This window comes from Rhodococcus sp. p52, from assembly GCF_000763325.2.
In the GTDB taxonomy this organism is placed as follows: Bacteria; Actinomycetota; Actinomycetes; order Mycobacteriales; family Mycobacteriaceae; genus Rhodococcus; species Rhodococcus pyridinivorans.
Genome location: NZ_CP016819.1, coordinates 2,882,395 through 2,901,045 on the forward strand (window position 1 = coordinate 2,882,395; position 18,651 = coordinate 2,901,045).

Genomic DNA, 18,651 nt, shown 5'->3' on the forward strand with positions numbered 1-18,651 from the left:
TTGAATTCGCAGGTGGGGAGCTGGAATGGGTTACATACAGAATTTTCGGGAGATCGACCGCACGGCGGTGTCGATCGTGGGTGGCAAGGGAGCGAGCCTGGGGAAGTTGTGGCGCCTCGTGCCGCTCCGCGGCAATACGTCCGCCGCCGACGTCGACGTGCCCGACGGGTTCTGCGTGACGACGGACGCCTATCGAACGGTGCTCTCCGAGCTACCGCGTATCGATGACCTGCTCGAGCGACTCGCGAAGGCCGAACCCGACGACATCGCAGCGCTGAGCACGCAGATCCGTACGGCGATCGAAGAGTGCACGATCCCCGGTGACATCGCGGAGGAGATCGCCGCGCGGGTCCGCGAACTCGGGGAGGACGTGCCCGTCGCGGTGCGCTCGTCCGCGACCGCCGAGGATCTGCCGACGGTGTCGTTCGCCGGGCAACAGGACAGCTACCTGGACATCCGGGGTGTCGAGGACGTTCTCCGGCACGTGAGCAGGTGCTGGGCCTCGTTGTTCACCGAGCGTGCCGTCGCCTACCGGGTGAACAACGGTTTCGACCACCGGAAGGTGTACATGGCCGTGGTCGTGCAGAGGATGGTGTTCCCGCAGGCATCGGGTGTGCTGTTCACCGCCGATCCCGTCACTTCGGACCGCACGGTGTCCCGCGTGGATGCGGTCGCCGGACTCGGTGACGACCTGGTGTCGGGCTTGGTGAACGCCGACGCGTACGCGGTGCGTGCCGACGAGGTCGTGGACCGGACGCAACGGCAGGAGACACCGGTGCTGAGCGACACGCACCTCGTCGAACTCGTCGGGTTGGGCAGGCGCCTCGAAGCGCACTTCGGGCGACCCCAGGACATCGAATGGTGCCTGGCGGACGGCGTCTTCCACATCGTGCAGAGTCGACCGATCACCACGCTGTTCCCCGTCCCGGAGGCCGGCGACGACGACAATCACGTGTACCTGTCCGTCGGACATCAGCAGATGATGACCGATCCGCTGAAACCGTTGGGAATCTCCGTGTGGCAGTTGACCAGCCGTGCGCCCATGCGACACGCGGGTGGGCGGCTGTTCGTCGACGTCACGCCCATGCTGGCCTCACCCACCCAGGGACCGGGCATCGTGGACATGATCGGCAGGTCCGACCCGCTCTTCGGCGACGCGCTGCGAACCGTGCTCGATCGAGGATTCGTCCCGACGCGCCCGGATGACCCTGCCGCCTCGCGGGTCGGCCTGCCACCCGCTCCGGACGAGATCGACCCGGCCGTCGTGCCCGAACTCGTCGCGCGCAACGAGGCCGCGATCGCCGAATCGGCGCGTCGCATCGAGAACGAAACCGGTTCGGCACTGCTCGATTTCATCCGCGCCGACATCCGCGAACTGCAGGAGTCGTTGTTCGGTAAACAGGTCGGAGAGGTGCTCGCCGCCGGTATGCAAGCGGCCGAGCGTCTCAACGAGGTGGGGCAGAAATGGTTGGGGGAGAGGAACGTTGCGGACGTCGTCTCGCGCTCGGTGCCCTACAACGTCACTTCGGAGATGGGGTTGGCGCTGCTCGACGTCGCCGATGCCGCACGCCCGTACCCGGACGTCGTGGCGTTCCTGCGGCAAGTCGACGAGGAGGGCTTCGACGACGCACGCTTCCTCGGCGAACTCGGCGCGCGTGAGGGCGGACCGCAGGTACGAGCGGCACTCGAGGACTTCCTCGACAAGTACGGCAGGCGGTGTGTCGGGGGAATCGACATCACCCGGCCCAGATGGGGTGAGCGCCCCACGATACTGGTCCCGATGATCGTGAGCAATCTCGACAACTTCGAAACCGGTGCCGCGACAAAGCGTTTCGACGATGGTCGCCGCCAGGCGGAGGAGAAGAAGCGCGAACTCCTCGAACGTGTGCGGGGTCTGCCCGACGGAGAGCAGAAGGAGCGGGAGATCGAGAGGCTCGTCGACCGGGTCCGCGCGTTCGCGGGATATCGGGAGTATCCGAAGTACGGCATGATCGGCCGCTACTTCGTCTACAAGCAGGCATTGTTGCGGGAAGCGGAACGTCTCGTCCGAGCCGGGGTGATCGACGACGAGGAGGACATCTTCTTCCTGCGGTTCGACGAACTCGAGGACGTCGTGCGCGCGCCGCGGCCGGTCGGCGACCTCGTTACGGAGCGGAAGCGGGAGTTCGCATCGTTCGCCACGCTCACGCCGCCTCGGGTGCTGCTGTCGACAGGTGAGACGCTTACCGGCGCGTACAGCCGTGACGGCCTGCCCGACGGGGCGCTACCCGGTATCGCGGTGTCCACCGGTGTCGTGGAGGGCCGCGCCCGCGTGGTCACCGACCTGGACCGGGCCGAGCTCGAACCCGGCGACATCCTGGTCACCGCGTTCACCGACCCCAGCTGGACCCCGGCGTTCGTCACCGTCAGCGCGCTGGTGACGGAGGTCGGGGGCGTGATGACGCACGGCGCGGTGATCGCGCGCGAGTACGGGCTGCCGGCCGTGGTGGGCGTGGAGGACGCCACCCGCATCATCCGCGACGGACAGCGCATCCGCGTGCACGGCACGGAAGGGTACGTCGAGATCCTGTCCTGACCGGCGCCTCGGCAGCGCGACGTGTGAGGATTGTCGTCGTCGTGCAGCGGAGGAGGCCGAGTGAAGAGTGTCGAGGCGGCGGAGAGCAGGACGTTGCCGGTCTACGAGGCCGGCGAGATCAACGTGCCGTTCGTCATCGCAGGCATGGACGAACTCGTCTCCCGCGAGACCCGCTTCGAGCCGCATTCGCACCCGACGCACGAGTTGCTGTGGAACGACCGGGGTGCGTCCAGCGCGACCATCGGGTCGCGCACATGGACCATCACCTCGACGATGGGACTGTGGATTCCGGCGGGCCTGCTGCACTGGGGTGTCATGCCCGCCGGAACCTGGTACCGCACCGCGCATTTCGGGATCGACTCCGCTCCCTCGCTGTCCGACGGTCCGGTCGCGGTGGAGATGGCACCCCTGCTGCGACTGCTGCTCGACCGGCTGGCGGACGATCGTCTCGGCGACGAGTCGCGGTCGTTGACCGAGCGCATGGTGCTCGACGTGCTCACCCCCGCCGAGCACCAACTGATGGTGCAGGTGCCGTCGTCGACGGTCGTGCGACCGATCGTCGAGGCGATCGCCGAGGACCCGAGCAATCCGCGGACGCTCTCGGATTGGGCGGCCGAACTCGGGGTGAGCACCCGCACCATCACCCGCACCTTCCGGGCGGAGACCGGCCTGAGTCTCGGACGCTGGGTCGCGGCGGTCCGTGCGCAGCGAGCGGTGATGCTGCTCGGCCACGGCACGGATGTCGACGACGTCGCCGAACAGGTGGGCTACCGATCGGCGAGCGCGTTCGGCGCGGCCTTCCGCAGGGTCACCGGCACGACACCGGGAATGTTCCGGGTGGGCTGATGTCCCGATCGCTACAGGGGATGTCCCGATCGAGCGATTGCGTCGGATTCGGGCGAACATTACGGTTTAGGCAAACCTCGCCTAACTGCCGCCAGTGGTAAGGCCGAGTCCCCACCCCGTACGAGAGTGAGTTCTGCCTCCATGCGTTCGAAGCGCCTCCTGACGATCGCCGCCGCATCCGTCGCGGTCGCCGTCGGTCTCACCGCCTGTGGATCCTCCGACTCCTCGGACACCGCCGACTCCGGCTCCGCCGGTTCGGGCGAGTACCCGATCACCATCGAGCACGCGCTCGGCACCGTCACCCTCGACGAGAAACCCGAACGCGTCGCCACGGTCAACTGGGCCAACCACGAGGTGCCGCTTGCGCTCGGCGTCGTACCCGTGGGTATGGCGGCCGCCAACTTCGGTGACGACGACGGCAACGGCATGCTGCCGTGGGTCGAGGAACGTCTCGAGGAACTCGGCGCCGAGACCCCCGTGCTGTTCGACGAGACCGACGGCATCGACTTCGAGGCCGTGTCCGACACGAACCCCGACGTCATCCTCGCCGCCTACTCCGGTCTGACGCAGGAGGACTACGAGACCCTCAGCGAGATCGCTCCCGTCGTCGCGTACCCGGAGGCTCCCTGGGCCACCTCGTGGCGCGACATGATCGAGCTCAACAGCGCCGGCCTGGGCATGGCCGAGGAGGGCGAGGAGCTCGTCGCGAGCCTCGAACAGGAGATCGCCGACGCGGCCGCCGCCCACCCCGAACTCGAGGGCAAGGCGACGATGTTCCTCACCCACGTCGACACCGCCGACCTGAGCCAGGTCAGCTTCTACACCGCCAACGACACCCGCGCCGCCTTCTTCGAGGACCTCGGACTGGCCACCCCGAAGAGCGTCGCGGACGCCTCCACCGACGACGCCTTCTCCAAGAAGGTCAGCGCCGAGCAGGTCGACGTCTTCGACGACGTGCAGATCATCGTCACCTACGGCGACCAGGAACTCGTCGACGCGCTCGAGGCCGACCCGCTGCTGTCGCAGATGCCCGCCGTCCGCAACGGCTCGATCGTCTTCCTCGACGGCTCCGGCCCGCTCGGCACCGCAGCGAACCCGACGCCGCTGGCGATCTCCTGGGTTCTGTCCGACTACGTCCAGCTGCTCTCCGACGCAGCTGCCAAGACGAACGCGGAGTGACCGCACTACACGACGAGTCGATGCCGAGCGCCTCCGAGAAGGGGCGCTCGGCCATCGGCAATTCCGTCTGGCTTCTCGTTCTGCTCGGTGTGCTCGTCCTGTTGGTGATCGCATCGATCACGATCGGTTCGCGCAACGTCGACTGGGCCGACATCGTCGCGGCCCTCGGCGGCGCCACTGACAACATCGGTCAGGGCGCGATCGCCAAACGCATCCCGCGCACGGTGCTCGCGCTGCTGGTCGGCGCGGCGCTCGGTCTCGCCGGTGCCGTGATGCAGGGGGTGACCCGTAATCCCTTGGCGGACCCGGGCATTCTCGGCGTCAACATGGGCGCCTCGCTCGCCGTCGTGATCGGCATGGCGTGGTTCGGACTGTGGACGCAGACCTCGATGATCTGGGTCGCGATCATCGGTGCCGCCGCTGCTGCGGTGTTCGTCTACACGATCGGGTCGCTCGGGCGCGGGGGAGCGACACCCCTCAAACTCGCTCTCGCCGGTGCCGCCACCTCGGCGGCGCTCGCATCGTTCGTCACCGCCGTGATCCTGCCGCGCGGCGACATCGCCGGCAGCGTGCGGTCGTGGCAGATCGGCGGTGTGGGCGGAGCGAACTACGACGCCATCTCCCAGGCGCTGCCGTTCTTCGGCGTCGGCTTCGCCATCTGCCTGCTGTCGGCGCGCAGCCTCAATTCGCTCGCGCTCGGTGACGACATGGCCGCCGGACTCGGGGAGCGTGTCTCTCTCGTCCGGGGCACCGCCGCGCTCGGTGCGGTGCTGTTGTGCGGGGCGGCGACCGCCATCGCCGGTCCCATCGCATTCGTCGGCCTCGTCGTGCCGCACCTGTGCCGGTTGCTCATCGGCATCGACAACCGATGGCTGCTGCCCTTCTCCGCTCTCGTGGGAGCGGGACTGCTGACCGCCGCCGACGTCGTGGGCCGCATCGTGGCGCGACCCGCCGAGATCGACGTCGGCATCATCACCGCGCTCATCGGAGCGCCCTTCTTCGTATACATCGTCCGACGGCAGAAGCTGCGCGAACTGTGACAATCACACTCGAGACCACCGAACCCGACATCGACGAACTCGCCGCGAGCAGAGTGCGGCGCGGACGGCGTCGACACCTCGTCATCGCCGTGCTCACGACTCTCGTGGCCGCAGCCTTCGCCGCGAATCTGATGTTCGGCAAGACGTTCTATCCGCCCGCGGACGTGCTGCGCGTCGTCCTCGGACAGGACGTGGCCGGCGCGAACTTCACCGTCGGCCGCCTGAGACTTCCCCGCGCGGTCCTCGCGGTGGTCGCCGGAATCTGCTTCGGCCTCGGTGGCATCACCTTCCAGACGATGCTGCGCAACCCGCTCGCGAGCCCCGACATCATCGGCATCAGCTCCGGGGCCGGTGCCGCGGCGGCCTTCGCCATCATCGTGCTCGGACTCGGTGGCACCGGGGTGTCGGTCGTCGCGATCATCGCCGGTCTCGCCGTGGCTCTCCTGATCTACGGCCTGTCCTATCGCGGCGGGGTGGCGGGCACACGCCTGATCCTCATCGGCATCGGTATCGCCGCCATGCTCGACAGCGTCACCTCCTACCTGCTGAGCACCGCGGCGACCTGGGATCTGCAGGAGACGATGCGCTGGCTCACCGGCAGCCTCAACGGTGCGACGTGGGGTGCGACGGTGCCCGTCGTCGCCGCCCTCCTGGTGCTCGGGCCCGTGCTGCTCGTGCAGACACGCAACCTGTCGATGGTCCAGCTCGGCGACGATGCCGCGCAGGCACTCGGCGTGCGGGTCGAACGCACACGCGTGTTCGCGATCGTCTCCGCGGTCGGACTCATCGCGTTCGCGACCGCCGCGGCCGGACCCATCGCATTCGTCGCCTTCCTGTCCGGCCCGATCGCCGCGCGGATCGTGGGGCGGGGCACGTCGCTGTTCGTCCCGGCGGCACTCGTCGGGGCGCTGCTCGTGCTGGTCGCGGATTTCGTCGGCCAATACGCCTTCGGCACGCGCTACCCGGTGGGGGTGGTGACGGGTGCGCTCGGCGCGCCCTATCTCGTCTACCTCATCATTCGCTCCAACCGCGCGGGAGGCTCGCTGTGACCGCAACGCACGCCCTGATCGCCGAGAACCTCGAACTCGGCTACGGCAACCGCACCGTCGTCGAGAACCTCGACCTGCAGGTGCCGCCGGGGCGGATCACGTGCATCGTCGGCGCCAACGCGTGCGGGAAATCGACGCTGCTGCGGTCGATGTCGCGACTGTTGTCGCCGCGCGGCGGCCACGTCCTGCTCGACGGCAAGGACGTCCACCGCTTGCCCGCCAAGAAGCTCGCCCGCACGCTCGGGCTGCTGCCGCAGTCGCCGATCGCCCCCGAGGGCATCGTCGTCGCCGATCTGGTGGGCCGCGGCCGGCATCCGCACCAGCGGGTGCTCTCGCGCTGGAGCCGGGAGGACGACGCGGCAGTGGCCGATGCGCTCGCCGCCACCCACACCACCGAACTCGCCGAGCGTTCCGTGGACGAACTGTCGGGCGGTCAGCGGCAGCGCGTGTGGATCGCGATGGTGCTCGCGCAGCAGACCGACCTGCTGCTACTCGACGAACCCACCACCTTCCTCGACGTCAGCCACCAGGTGGAGGTGCTCGACCTGCTCACCGACCTCAACCGCGACCGCGGGACGACCATCGTGATGGTGCTGCACGACCTCAACCTCGCCGCGCGCTACGCCGACCACCTCGTCGCGATGGCCGACGGCAGCATCTATGCGTCGGGGGATCCCTCCGAGGTGCTCACCGGGGAGACCGTGAAGGCGGTCTTCGGTCTGGACAGTCGCGTGATCTCCGATCCGGTCTCCGGCAAGCCGCTGGTGCTGCCGGTGGGTCGGCACCACATCATGTGATCGTCCATCCGCTACAGGAATGGTCATCCGCTACGGAAATTTCTGCAGCGGATAGCAGAAGTCGTAGCGAATGCGCGGGAGAGGCCGGAGGTTCGCCCTGTTCTCCGCGCGAACTCTGCTCTCCCTGTCTCGTGTCCCTACAATCCGGGAATGGGGAACAGGTCGGTCACCAGTTACGACGTCGCCCGCCGCGCGGGGGTGTCGCAATCGACGGTCTCGCGCGCCCTGCGCGACGACCCGCGCGTCGTGGAGAAGACCCGCCTGCGCATCCGGGCTCTCGCGAAGGAGATGGGGTATGTCCCGCACGTCACGGCCCGGAGCCTGATCACCCGGAAGTCGTCGACCATCGGGATCGTCAGCGGCGACCTGCACAATCCGTCGTACCCGACGCTGGTCAACACTCTGCAGGATTGCTTCGCCCGCAACGACTACCGGGTCCTGCTCATGAGCGACCGCACCGAGGGATCTCTGGATAAGGACATCCTCGCGTTGCGCGGGGGGCTGGTGGACGGCGTCGTGTTCATCTCCTCGCGCCTCGATTCACCGATGGTGTCGGAGATCATCGACTGGAAGATTCCCCTCGTCATCCTCAATCGCGACGTCGACGGTCGGTATGCGCACCGGGTGGATCGGGTCACCTCCGACAACATCGGTGGTGGCAGGCTTGTCGCCGACCATCTGGTCGACATGGGACACACCCGCATCGCCCTGATCTCCGGTCCTCTGGAGAACCCCAGCATCCGATTGCGTGAGAAGGGCTTCCGCGACCGGCTCGAGGAGCGCGGGATACCGATCGACGAGGGGTGCGTCCATCGCGGTGCCGTCGATGCGGCCACGGGTCTCGCCGGTGGGTTGATGCTGCTGACCGGGCCGGATCGTCCCACGGCGGTGTTCTGCGCGACCGACTACATCGCCTACGGCACTCTCGACGCGGCCAAGCGGCTCGATCTGGATGTGCCCGGTGAGGTCTCGGTGGTGGGATACAACGACCTGCAGCAGTCGAGCTGGTCGATCTTCGATCTGACGACCGTGCGCCAGCCGCTCGAGGACATGGCGGTGGCCGCGGCGGAGCTGCTGCTGGCGCGGATCGACGGGGACGAGGGACGGCCGGTGCATCGGAACTTCGACGTCGAGTGGGTGCCGCGGGGGAGTGCGGCACCCTGTTCGGTGCCCTTTGCGCAGTCCGTCGCCGATCGTTAACGCGGGCAACAATCCCGTTACCCGTCGACACACATCCGGCAACAACTCCTGAATACATTCGAAGTCACAGCGAGCCAGGCAGTGCCGCCGGATCGCTTCCTCGAATCTCCCCGCCCCTCAGGAGTGAGTGACATGGAAATCGGCGTCTTCATCCCCATCGGCAACAACGGCTGGCTCATCTCCAAGAGCGCCCCGCAGTACATGCCGTCGTTCGAACTCAACATGACGATCGTGCAGAAGGCCGAGAAGCACGGCCTCGATTTCGCCCTGTCGATGATCAAGCTCAAGGGTTTCGGTGGCGAGACCGAGTTCTGGGACCACAACCTCGAATCCTTCACGCTCATGGCGGGTCTCGCGGCCGTCACCGAGAAGATCAAGCTGTTCGCCTCCACTCCGATCCTCACCCTGCCGCCGGCGATGGTCGCCCGGATGGCGTCGACGATCGACTCGATCGCTCCCGGCCGGTTCGGTGTCAACATCGTGACCGGTTGGGCGCCCAACGAATACACGCAGATGGGTTCGTGGCCCGGCGACGAGTACTTCGGCTACCGCTACGCGCAGGCCACCGAGTACGTGACGGTGATGAAGCAGCTGTGGGCCGACGGCGTCAGCAACTTCAAGGGCGAGCACTACACGATGGACGAGTGCGTCCTGTCGCCGAGCCCTACCGGAGGCGGGGTACCGATCGTCGCGGCGGGACAGTCCAAGAGTGGCATGAAGTTCGCCTCCGAGATGGCCGACTTCAACTTCATCATGGGTACCGGGATCAACACTCCGACGGCGATCTCGGATTCGGTGGCGACCCTCGTCGAGGCGGCTGGTGAGACCGGCCGGGACGTCGGTGCGCTGACCCTGTTCATGATCATCGCCGACGAGACGGACGAAGCGGCGCAGGCGAAGTGGCAGGACTACCACGACAACGCCGACCTCGCCGCGCTCGGGTACATGGCAGATCAGTCCGCCGCCGACGCCACCGCCGACGATTCGTCCACGGCGAAGACGATCTCGTTGCCCGAGGGTGCGGTGAACTTCAACATGGGTACTCTCGTCGGTTCCTATGAGACGGTGGCGAGGATGCTCGACGAGGTCGCGGAGCTCGAAGGTATCAAGGGCGTCATGCTCACCTTCGACGATTTCGTCGAGGGCATCGAGAACTTCGGCACCCGTATCCAGCCTCTGATGAAGAGCCGCAACACCATCCAGGCCGCCGCAGCCTGACACGAACGACGGGTGGGAGCGCGAGCGTCGAGCCGCGCTCCCACCCGTCCTCCCATTTCCAGGAGGTTCCTCTTGACTTCGCGCACCCTCGACGTCGCCATCGTTCAGGCCGGCGAACTGACCGAGGACCTCCTCGGCAACCTTGCCGGACTCGCCGCCCTCGTGCGCGCGGCAGCTGCACCCGGCGGCGACGGCACCACCCCCGACCTGGTGGTTCTACCCGAATTGATCACCCCCCCCTACTTCTGCCCCAGCCACGAGGTCGACCGCACGTCCTGGGCCGAGACCATCCCCGGCGACGCCACCGACCTGTTCGGCGCACTCGCGCGAGAACTCGGATGCGCCATCGCCTTCGGTGTCTTCGAACGTACCGCCCACGACGTCACCCACAACTCCGTCGTCATGATCGACGCCACCGGCGAGATCCTGAGCTGGCGCACCCCCGACGGCGGAACACTGCCCGCCTACCGGAAACTGTCGCTGCCGGCGAGCAAGGTCGGCGACGTCGACATCGACGAGAAGTATCACTTCGCGCCCGGGCAGGCGCCCGCGACCGTCGACGCCTTCGGCACCCGCTTCGGTTGCGTCATCTGCTACGACCGCACGTTCCCCGAGAACTGGGCGGTCGCCCGTGCACTCGGCGCCGAGGTGATGCTCGCGATCGTCTCGTCGCTCGGCACCCGCGAGGACCTCTTCCTCGCCGAACTGCAGACCCGCGCCCTCGAATCTCAGATGTGGATCGTCGCGGCCAACCGCGCCGGCCCGGAGACCCTCAACGGGGTCACGGTCGACTACTTCGGCCTGTCGTGCGTGATCGCCCCCAACGGTGCGATCGTCGCCCAGGCCCCGGCCCATCGTGCGGGGGAGACGTTGCGGTTCACCCTCGATCTCGACGCGGTCCCCACGCAACGCGCCGCCTTCCCGCTGATGCGTGACCGGCGCCCGGACGTGCTGCGCCTGCTCGCCGACCTCACCACCGGCACGGTGCGGCCGGCCCCGCTGCCTCGGCCGGCCTCCGCGACGACGGAGGTGCTCCGATGACCACCACCGACTATCCCGACCTCACCGCCGCATCGGCCACGACCGTCGACGACCTGCTCCCGCAGGCTCGCGCCGACATGGAGCCGCTTCTCGCGGCAGGGCGACGCACGCCCCTGGCCTCGGTGCCGGACGGTCCGGCCTGCGAGCCGGCGCATTCCACCGCGTTGCTGGCGGCAAGTCCCGTCCCGGCCTCGCCGATCGAGGCACCCGCCCACGCCGTCCGTACCGACACGCCCGTACACGAACTCGGCGTCCTCGACCTGCTCGCCGCCTACCGGTCCGGCGCGACCACCCCCACCGACGTTCTCACCGCGCTGCGGGCCCGATGGAGCGACCCGGAACTGTCCGGTGGGGCCGTCCTCGCCGTGATCGACGGTGCCGACGGCGCGGCCGCGGACTCGGACCGACGGTGGAGCACCGGCACCGCACGCCCGCTCGAGGGCGTCTTCTTCGCCGTCAAGGACATCATCGACGTGGCCGGGGCGCCCGTCACCGCGGGCTCACGCACCACCGGCGACCGCATCGCGGCGACCGACGCGACCGTCGTAGCCCGCCTCCGCGCGGCCGGAGCCATCCCCGTGCTCATGACCGCCACCACCGAGTTCGCCTGCGGTGCACCGCACAACGCACGCTACGGTGCCGTGACCAATCCGTGGGACCGGAACCGATGGACGGGAGGATCGTCGACCGGTTCGGCCGGCGCCCTCGCCGAGCGACTCGTCCCGCTCGCCCTCGGCACCGACACCGGTGGATCCATCCGGGTGCCCAGCGCCCTGTGCAATCTCACCGGAATCAAGCCCACCTACGGTCTCGTGCCGCGCACCGGCGTCGCGTCGCTGTCGTGGACCCTCGACCACATCGGTCCCATGGCACGTTCCGCGGCCGACCTGCGGCTCGCCCTCGAGGTGCTCGCCGGGCCGGACGGTTACGACCCGGCTGCCGTACCGGACGAGACAGCACAGCAGGTGCAGGACGGACTCGTCGCCGCGGGAACCGCCGCGGCACCGTCCCTGGCCGGTGTTCGCCTCGGTGTCCCTACGACCTGGTTCACCGAGCTGTGCGACGCCGGCGTGCTCGCCGCCTGGGAGACCGTCGTGGACACCTTCCGCACCCTCGGCGCGGAGATCGTGTCCGTCGACATCCCGGAGGCCCACCAGCTCCACGACGACGTCACGATCGTCATGACCTGCGAGCTCGCCTCCAATCAGGAGAGCGCCCTCGAGAAGTTCGCCCTGTACGACGTCGGCACGCAGGTGCGGATCGCGCGCGGACTCGTGCCCTCGGCGGTGGACTATCTGCGGTCGGTGCGCCGGCGCACGCTCGCCCAGCAGGACGCGATCCGCGCTTTCGACACCGCGGGTATCGATGTGCTCGTCACGCCGGGTATCGGCGCCACGGCGGCGCGATTGTCGGACGTGACGATGGAGATCGACGGCGTGCGGTACCCGATGCAGTCGATCGTCGGCCGCAACACGGGGCTGTTCGACTATCTCGGCCTGCCCGCCGTCATGGCGCCCGCGGGTTTCTCCGACGGGATGCCGGTCGGTGTGCAATTGGTGGGACGGCCGTGGGCGGACGACACGTGCTTGCGCCTGGCGCAGGTGCTGCAGTCCGTCACCGATGTCCACGACCGCCGTGCCGATGGATAGCCGTGCCGATGGATAGCCTGGCCCCGCAGCGTCATCCGCATCCGTGGCGGGGATTTTCGGCGACGAGCATCGGGGGCGTCGCGGTGTTCCTCAGCCTGAGCGGGTTGACCGTCGCACTGCCCACGGTCGCACGCGAACTCGATGCCTCCGGCGCCCAGTCGACGTGGATCCTGCTCGGCTACATGCTCGTCACGACCGCCCTGATCCTGGTGTTCGGCCGGCTCGCCGACATCATCGGACGACGACCGCTCTACCTCGCAGGACTGATCACCTTCACCGTCGCGACGGGACTGTGCATGCTGGCGCCCTCGGCGGGTTGGCTCGTCGCGGCTCGCGTGCTCCAGGGAGCCGGGGCGGCTGCCATCGTCACGAACAACACGGCGCTGCTCACCGACACCTTCCCGCCGCGGACCCTCGGTCGGGCGCTGGGCTGGAACGCGACGGTCGCGGCCGTCGCGCAGGTGGTGGGACCGGTGATCGGCGGTGCCGCCACCGCGGTCTTCGGGTGGCGTGGGTTGTTCGTCGTGGTGCTGCCCGTGGGGTTGCTCGCGATCGCCGCGTCGATCGCGGTGATTCCGCGCAGTCCCTCCAGGGCGGTGACCCGGGAGCCCTTCGATGTCTCCGGCGCGGTCCTGTCCACTGCGCTGCTCGCCGCGGTCGTCCTGGCTCTCACCCCGGGCGTCGGTTCGATGCCCTGGTTGCCCTGGACGTGCGGCACGGCGAGCCTCGTCCTCGCCGGGGCATTCGTCGCGGTGCAGATCAGACGGACCCATCCGCTCGTCGACCTGTCGTTGTTCCGCGACCGAGGTATCGCGCTCGTTCTCGCCGCGGTGCTCGTCAATGCGATCGCCACCTACGCCGTCACGCTGCTCGTGTCGCTGTACGGGCAGGCGGTGAGCGGAATTTCCGCGGTCGCCGCGGGTGCGCTGGTGATGCCGGTCGCGATCGGCACCGTCGTCGCCGCGGCAGCAGCGGGATCCCTGATGCTGCGTTTCAGTCCTCGCACGCTCACCGCGACCGGCATGGGACTCAACGCCGTCGGTCTGCTCGGAGTGGCACTGTTGTTGTCGCCGGACGGCGGCCCGCTCGGGGCGACCGCGCCTTTCCTGTTCGTACTCGGTTGCGGCACCGGACTGTTCATGACACCGAGCACCAGCGCATTGATGCTCACCGCCCCCGCGGACCGCCGTGGCATCGCCAACGGGCTGCGCTCGACCCTGCAGAACGTCGGCTACCTGCTCAGCACCGCGCTGGCGCTCGTCTTCGCTACTGCCGGCCTCAGCGCCGCTGCCCGCCAGGCTGCCTACGGCGGGGCTCTCGGCACGCTCGGCAGTGCGGAGGTGGCGCGGTTCGTCGACAACGTGCGAGCGGTCGGCATCGCGCTCGCCGTCGTCGCCCTGCTCGGTGTCGGCGTGTGTCTCGCCTTTCCGCGCCGGAATCCGGCCGCGACCGTCCACACCCTCGAATCCGTCACCCCACTGAAGGAGTCCGCATGACCATCGTCGATCGTGCAGAACAGGCCGCCGACTACGCCCGCGCCGGTTTCGGGCAGGAGCTCCAGCCCGGAACCCGTCCTGCGCTGGTCGTCGTCGATCCCGCCCGTGCCTACATCGATCCCGACTCCCCGCTGTATGCAGGGGTGGAGGAGAACGTCGAGGCGATGCGCACCCTGCTCACTTCCGCGCGCGAGGCCGGAATCCCGGTGGTGATCACCGAGGTTCGCCTGCGCGCCGACGGTGCCGACGCCGGGGTGTTCTTCAAGAAGTCGGGCACCCTCGTCGCGTTCTGCGAAGGCAGTCCGTACGGGGAGTTGATCGAGGGTCTCGAACCGACGTGCGCGGAAATGCTGGTGACGAAGAAGTATCCGAGCGCGTTCTTCGGGACCACTCTCAATTCGCACCTCACGTCGCTCGGCGTGGACACCGTGCTCATCGCGGGGTTGTCCACCAGCGGGTGCGTCCGCGCGACGACACTGGATGCGATGCAGCACGGCTTCGTTCCGATCGTCGTGGAAGATGCTGTGGGAGATCGTGATCCGGCGATCCATTCGTCGAACCTGTTCGACATGCAGCAGAAGATGGCAGAGGTGTGGCCGCTCGGCCGGGCACAGGAGTACCTGGAGACGATTTCCGCACGCAATTAACACGATCGAACCAAGGATGTCGGCGCACGCAACACGATGCGGATACATTCGAAGTCATCGCCTTCCCAGTCGGTCCCGCAACGACGCGGCCGCTTCTTCTTCGGCACACTCCTCATCCCCCAGGAGAATCCATGCGTCATTCCCTTCCCGGCCGCGCCGCGATCGCCGCGCTCGCCTTCTCGGCCGTCTTCGGTCTCGCCGCGTGCAGCAGCGTCGGCTCGGGTGGCGGCGACGTGTCCGACGCCGACGTCACCGCCGGAATCGAGTACGCCCGCGCCCAGCTCGCCCTGTACGAGGCGGACCCGGAGTTCACGCTCGAGGCCGAGCCGTTCCCGATGAAGGACATCGCCGGCAAGACGATCTTCGCGATCCCCACCAACAGCGAGAACCCGTACAACGTCGCCGTCGACGAGGAATCGAAGAAGGTCGCCGAACGCTACGGCGCCACCTGGATCGAGTACACGAACCAGGGCCAGCCCGCCCAGTGGGCGACCGGTGTCGAACAGGCCGTGAACCAGAAGGTCGATCTCATCATCCTGTCGCAGGGTGTCGACGCATCCCTCATCAAGCCGGCGCTCGAAAAAGCCGATGCTGCGGGGATTCCCGTTCTGCTCACCCATCCCATCCTGCGCGGCGAGCCGGTGCCGACCGACCTCGAAGGACTGATCGACGCCACCACCGACGCCCCGCTCTCCGAGGCCAACCGGCTCACCGTCGACTGGATGATCGACCGCACCGAAGGCGAGGGCAACGCGCTCATCATCACCTCCAACGAGGTTCCGCCGGCCAAGGCCGAGGTCGCTGCGATGGAAGACGAGATCGCACAGTACTGCCCCAAGTGCACCTACAAGATCGTCAACGTCCCGGTCACGGAGTGGGCCACCAAGATCCAGTCCGAGGTGCAATCCGCGCTCTCCGCCGACCCGAACATCAACTTCATCCTGCCCATCTACGACTCGATGTCGCTCTACGCCCAGTCGGGCATCAATGCCGCGGGCAAGACCGGCCAGGTCGAGATCTCCTCGGTCAACGGCACCCCCGCAGTCCTGAAGATCCAGCAGGACGACGGCATCGTCACCATGAACGTCGGTGAATCCATCCCGTGGCTCGCATGGGCGACGATGGACCAGGCCGGTCGACTCCTGCTCGGCTACGACCCAGTCCCCAACGGTGCGCAGGAAACCCCGCTCAAGCTCATCACTGCCGAGAACATCGACGAGACCGGCACCCCGCCGCAGCCCGACAAGGGCTATGGCACGGCCTACGTCACCGGTTACGAAGCACTGTGGGGGCCCAGTGAGCAGTCCTGATCCCATCGTCAACATCGTCGGTCTGTCCAAGACCTTCGGTGAGCACACGGTGCTGAAGAAGGTCGGCCTGACGATCCACGCCGGTGAGGTGCACGGTCTGCTGGGGGAGAACGGTTCCGGCAAGTCCACGCTCATCAAGGTCCTCGCCGGCTTCCATGCCCCCGATCCCGGTGCCGCGCTGCAGGTGCGCGGCAGGGACGTGACACTGCCGGTCCCGGCCGGCGGATTCCGCGACCTCGGCATCAGCTTCGTCCACCAGGACCTCGCCCTCGTGCCCGATCTGTCGGTGGTCGAGAACCTCCGCGTCGGACCGGTCGTGGCCGCATCGAGGCCGTGGATCTCGTGGCGTCGCGAGAAGCGCACCGCCCGAACACTGTTCGAGCGCTTCGGACTCCACATCGACCCCGAGGCACCGGTGTCGAGCCTGAACGAGACCGAACGCGCCCTCCTCGCGATCCTGCGGGCGACCGAGGAACTGGGGGAGCGCCGCACCCTGCTCGTGCTCGACGAGCCCACGGTCTTCCTACCCCGCGAGGGCACCGACCTGCTGTTCGCCGTCGTCCGCGAGATCGTCGCCGACAAGAAAGCCGCCGTCCTGTTCGTCTCCCACGATCTCGACGAGGTGCTCGACCACACCGACCGCGTCACCGTGCTGCGCGACGGGGTGTCGCAGGGCACGCACCGCACCCGCGACCTCACCGCGACCTCGCTCATCGACCTCATCGTCGGACGCAGTCTCGACTCCGCCGACCCGCGTGTCGCCGGGCCCGTCCGCTACTTCGAGGACGTTCCGGCCCTCGCCCGGATCGAGGACCTCGAGACCACCACCGTCGACGGCGTCGGGTTCGACGTCCGGCCCGGGGAGGTCGTCGGACTCACCGGCATCGCCGGTTCGGGCTACGACGACGTGCTGCCCGCCCTGTACGGGGCGCGGCAGGCTCGTGGCGGGCGGCTGACGGTCGGCGACGACAGCGTGGAACTGCCCGCGATGACACCGATCGACGCGCTGGCCCGCAAGGTCGTCTACGTGCCGCCGGACCGCAAGGTCGAAGGCAGCGCACCCGAACTGACCGTCGCCGAGAACGTCACCCTGCCCGTGCTCGGTACAGGCTTCGTCAAACCGCGAGCGCTGAAGGACATCGCGACCGCGCTCGCCGAGCACTGCGACGTCCGGCCACGGGACCCGCAGGCCGTCTACGGGTCGCTGTCCGGCGGCAACCAGCAGAAGGCTCTGCTCGGCAAGTGGCTCCAGACCGACCCGGTACTGGTGCTCCTCGCCGAACCCACCCAGGGTGTGGACATCGGTGCCCGCGCCCGCATCTTCGAGATGTTGCGGGAGACCGCGCGTGGGGGAGCGGGCATCGTCGTCGCCAGCTCCGACTACGAGCAGTTGTCGGTCCTGTGCGACCGTGTCCTCGTCTTCTCCCACGGGCACGTCGGCGCCGAACTCACCGGCGACAACCTCTCCAAGCATCACATCTCGGACAGTGTTCTCGGTCTGACCCGACAGGAAGTGATCGCCTGATGTCCGTCACCATCGACAAGAGCACCACCGCGAAAACCGCATCTACCGAACCGGATCCCGCGCGCCCCCGTCGCTCTCTCGGTCCGCTGTTCGAGAAGTACGCGCTCGTCCTGGCACTGATCGCCGTCATCGTCGTGTTCAGTGCCCTGCGACCCGAGACCTACCCGACCGCCAACAACCTGCAGAACATCCTCGGCTCCCAGGCCGTCCTGCTCGTCCTGGCCCTGGGGCTCATCGTTCCGCTCACCGCGGGCGAGTTCGACCTGTCGGCCGTGTCGACGATGTCGCTGGCAGCCATGACGATCGCGGTACTGAACGTGCAACACGGCTGGTCGCTGCTGTCGGCCATCGCCGTCCCCGTGCTCGCGTGCCTCGTCGTCGGCCTGATCAACGCACTGCTGGTCGTGCGATTGCAGATCGATTCGTTCATCGCGACCCTCGGCAGCGGAACCGTCGTCCTCGGTGTGGTGCAGTGGATCTCCGACTCGACCTCGGTCACCGGCGTCGACTCCGCGCTCGTCGACGCTACCATCGGCACCCGTATCTTCGGGGTGTCGCTGCAGTTCTACTACGCCCTCGCCCTGGTGCTGATCATGGCGGTGGTCTTCCAGTACACCCCGATCGGACGCCGCCTGCTCTTCGTCGGGCGCGGCGCCCAGGTGGCACGGCTCAGCGGCCTGCACGTCGACCGCATCCGCGGCGGCGCACTCGTCACCTCCGCGCTCGTCGCGGCTCTGGCCGGCATCGTCTACGCCGGCATGCTCGGTGGCGCCGACCCGTCCTCCGGCCAGTCGTTCATGCTGCCGGCCTTCGCGGCGGCCTTCCTCGGTGCCACCGCGATCGTCCCCGGCCGCTTCAACGCGTTCGGCACGCTGGTCGCGGTGTACTTCCTCGTCGCCGGGGTGGTCGGCCTGCAGATGCTCGGTGTCGCCAGTTTCGTCCAGCAGTTGTTCTACGGCGGCGCACTGGTGGTCGCGGTCGCGCTGTCCGGCGCGGTGCGGCGCCGCACGGCGTCACGCTCCACACGATGACGAACGGCGGAATCGGGCTGCATCGTCGGATCCGCCCTGGTGCCACGC

General features: G+C 68.1%; 15 protein-coding genes. All 15 read left to right on the plus strand.

Annotated features, from left to right (window positions below; translation table 11 throughout):
• The first annotated feature begins 25 nt into the window (after window positions 1-25).
• The 15 genes from IM25_RS13320 (at window position 26) to IM25_RS13390 (ending at window position 18,603) form a co-directional block, all read left to right on the plus strand.
• Window positions 26-2,575 carry a phosphoenolpyruvate synthase gene (locus IM25_RS13320; RefSeq protein ID WP_065996107.1) on the plus strand — a complete coding sequence of 850 codons (2,550 nt, stop codon included), beginning with the start codon at window positions 26-28 and terminating at the stop codon, window positions 2,573-2,575.
• Between the two features lie 60 nt (window positions 2,576-2,635).
• Window positions 2,636-3,421, plus strand: a complete 786-nt coding sequence (locus tag IM25_RS13325) for an AraC family transcriptional regulator (RefSeq protein WP_033098038.1) — start codon at window positions 2,636-2,638, stop codon at window positions 3,419-3,421.
• A gap of 141 nt (window positions 3,422-3,562) precedes the next feature.
• Window positions 3,563-4,600, plus strand: coding sequence for an iron-siderophore ABC transporter substrate-binding protein (locus IM25_RS13330; protein WP_033098037.1), 1,038 nt, complete (start codon window positions 3,563-3,565; stop codon window positions 4,598-4,600).
• Between the two features lie 20 nt (window positions 4,601-4,620).
• Window positions 4,621-5,640 (plus strand): FecCD family ABC transporter permease, encoded by a 1,020-nt coding sequence (locus tag IM25_RS13335; RefSeq protein WP_052040117.1) that lies wholly within the window; start codon window positions 4,621-4,623, stop codon window positions 5,638-5,640.
• The gene (locus IM25_RS13340; RefSeq protein ID WP_033098035.1) at window positions 5,637-6,689 is read left to right on the plus strand and encodes a FecCD family ABC transporter permease; all 1,053 of its coding nucleotides are present in this window, start codon (window positions 5,637-5,639) and stop codon (window positions 6,687-6,689) included. The genes IM25_RS13335 and IM25_RS13340 overlap by 4 nt, the downstream gene beginning before the upstream one ends.
• On the plus strand, window positions 6,686-7,486 hold the full coding sequence (locus tag IM25_RS13345; RefSeq protein WP_033098034.1) for an ABC transporter ATP-binding protein: 801 nt from the start codon (window positions 6,686-6,688) through the stop codon (window positions 7,484-7,486). The genes IM25_RS13340 and IM25_RS13345 overlap by 4 nt, the downstream gene beginning before the upstream one ends.
• 150 nt (window positions 7,487-7,636) lie before the next feature.
• Window positions 7,637-8,686: a LacI family DNA-binding transcriptional regulator gene (locus IM25_RS13350; protein WP_033098033.1), complete on the plus strand. Its 1,050-nt coding sequence runs from the start codon at window positions 7,637-7,639 to the stop codon at window positions 8,684-8,686.
• Between the two features lie 132 nt (window positions 8,687-8,818).
• Window positions 8,819-9,904 carry a pyrimidine utilization protein A gene (gene rutA, locus IM25_RS13355; protein WP_033098032.1) on the plus strand — a complete coding sequence of 362 codons (1,086 nt, stop codon included), beginning with the start codon at window positions 8,819-8,821 and terminating at the stop codon, window positions 9,902-9,904.
• A 72-nt stretch (window positions 9,905-9,976) separates the two neighbouring features.
• Window positions 9,977-10,945 (plus strand): carbon-nitrogen hydrolase family protein, encoded by a 969-nt coding sequence (locus IM25_RS13360; protein WP_065996108.1) that lies wholly within the window; start codon window positions 9,977-9,979, stop codon window positions 10,943-10,945.
• On the plus strand, window positions 10,942-12,594 hold the full coding sequence (locus IM25_RS13365; protein ID WP_033098030.1) for an amidase: 1,653 nt from the start codon (window positions 10,942-10,944) through the stop codon (window positions 12,592-12,594). Before IM25_RS13360 ends, IM25_RS13365 begins: the two co-directional genes overlap by 4 nt.
• An 8-nt stretch (window positions 12,595-12,602) precedes the next feature.
• Entirely contained in the window at window positions 12,603-14,090 is a 1,488-nt protein-coding gene (locus IM25_RS13370; protein ID WP_065996526.1) for an MFS transporter, read from the plus strand.
• Window positions 14,087-14,737 (plus strand): isochorismatase family protein, encoded by a 651-nt coding sequence (locus IM25_RS13375; RefSeq protein WP_033098029.1) that lies wholly within the window; start codon window positions 14,087-14,089, stop codon window positions 14,735-14,737. The genes IM25_RS13370 and IM25_RS13375 overlap by 4 nt, the downstream gene beginning before the upstream one ends.
• Before the next feature lie 131 nt (window positions 14,738-14,868).
• A complete protein-coding gene (locus IM25_RS13380; protein ID WP_065996109.1) occupies window positions 14,869-16,047 on the plus strand; it encodes a sugar ABC transporter substrate-binding protein in 1,179 nt (392 codons plus the stop codon).
• Window positions 16,034-17,572, plus strand: a complete 1,539-nt coding sequence (locus IM25_RS13385; protein WP_033098027.1) for a sugar ABC transporter ATP-binding protein — start codon at window positions 16,034-16,036, stop codon at window positions 17,570-17,572. Before IM25_RS13380 ends, IM25_RS13385 begins: the two co-directional genes overlap by 14 nt.
• Window positions 17,572-18,603 (plus strand): ABC transporter permease, encoded by a 1,032-nt coding sequence (locus IM25_RS13390; RefSeq protein ID WP_033098026.1) that lies wholly within the window; start codon window positions 17,572-17,574, stop codon window positions 18,601-18,603. Before IM25_RS13385 ends, IM25_RS13390 begins: the two co-directional genes overlap by 1 nt.
• Window positions 18,604-18,651: the final 48 nt, after the last annotated feature.

Excerpts from the sequence above, each read along its gene's own strand:
- IM25_RS13320 (WP_065996107.1), top strand. The coding sequence starts at position 26 with ATGGGTTACATACAGAATTTTCGGGAGATCGACCGCACGGCGGTGTCG.
- IM25_RS13330 (WP_033098037.1), top strand. The coding sequence starts at position 3,563 with ATGCGTTCGAAGCGCCTCCTGACGATCGCCGCCGCATCCGTCGCGGTC.
- IM25_RS13335 (WP_052040117.1), top strand. The coding sequence starts at position 4,621 with ATGCCGAGCGCCTCCGAGAAGGGGCGCTCGGCCATCGGCAATTCCGTC.
- IM25_RS13350 (WP_033098033.1), top strand. The coding sequence starts at position 7,637 with ATGGGGAACAGGTCGGTCACCAGTTACGACGTCGCCCGCCGCGCGGGG.
- rutA (WP_033098032.1), top strand. The coding sequence starts at position 8,819 with ATGGAAATCGGCGTCTTCATCCCCATCGGCAACAACGGCTGGCTCATC.
- IM25_RS13365 (WP_033098030.1), top strand. The coding sequence starts at position 10,942 with ATGACCACCACCGACTATCCCGACCTCACCGCCGCATCGGCCACGACC.
- IM25_RS13370 (WP_065996526.1), top strand. The coding sequence starts at position 12,603 with ATGGATAGCCTGGCCCCGCAGCGTCATCCGCATCCGTGGCGGGGATTT.
- IM25_RS13375 (WP_033098029.1), top strand. The coding sequence starts at position 14,087 with ATGACCATCGTCGATCGTGCAGAACAGGCCGCCGACTACGCCCGCGCC.
- IM25_RS13380 (WP_065996109.1), top strand. The coding sequence starts at position 14,869 with ATGCGTCATTCCCTTCCCGGCCGCGCCGCGATCGCCGCGCTCGCCTTC.
- IM25_RS13390 (WP_033098026.1), top strand. The coding sequence starts at position 17,572 with ATGTCCGTCACCATCGACAAGAGCACCACCGCGAAAACCGCATCTACC.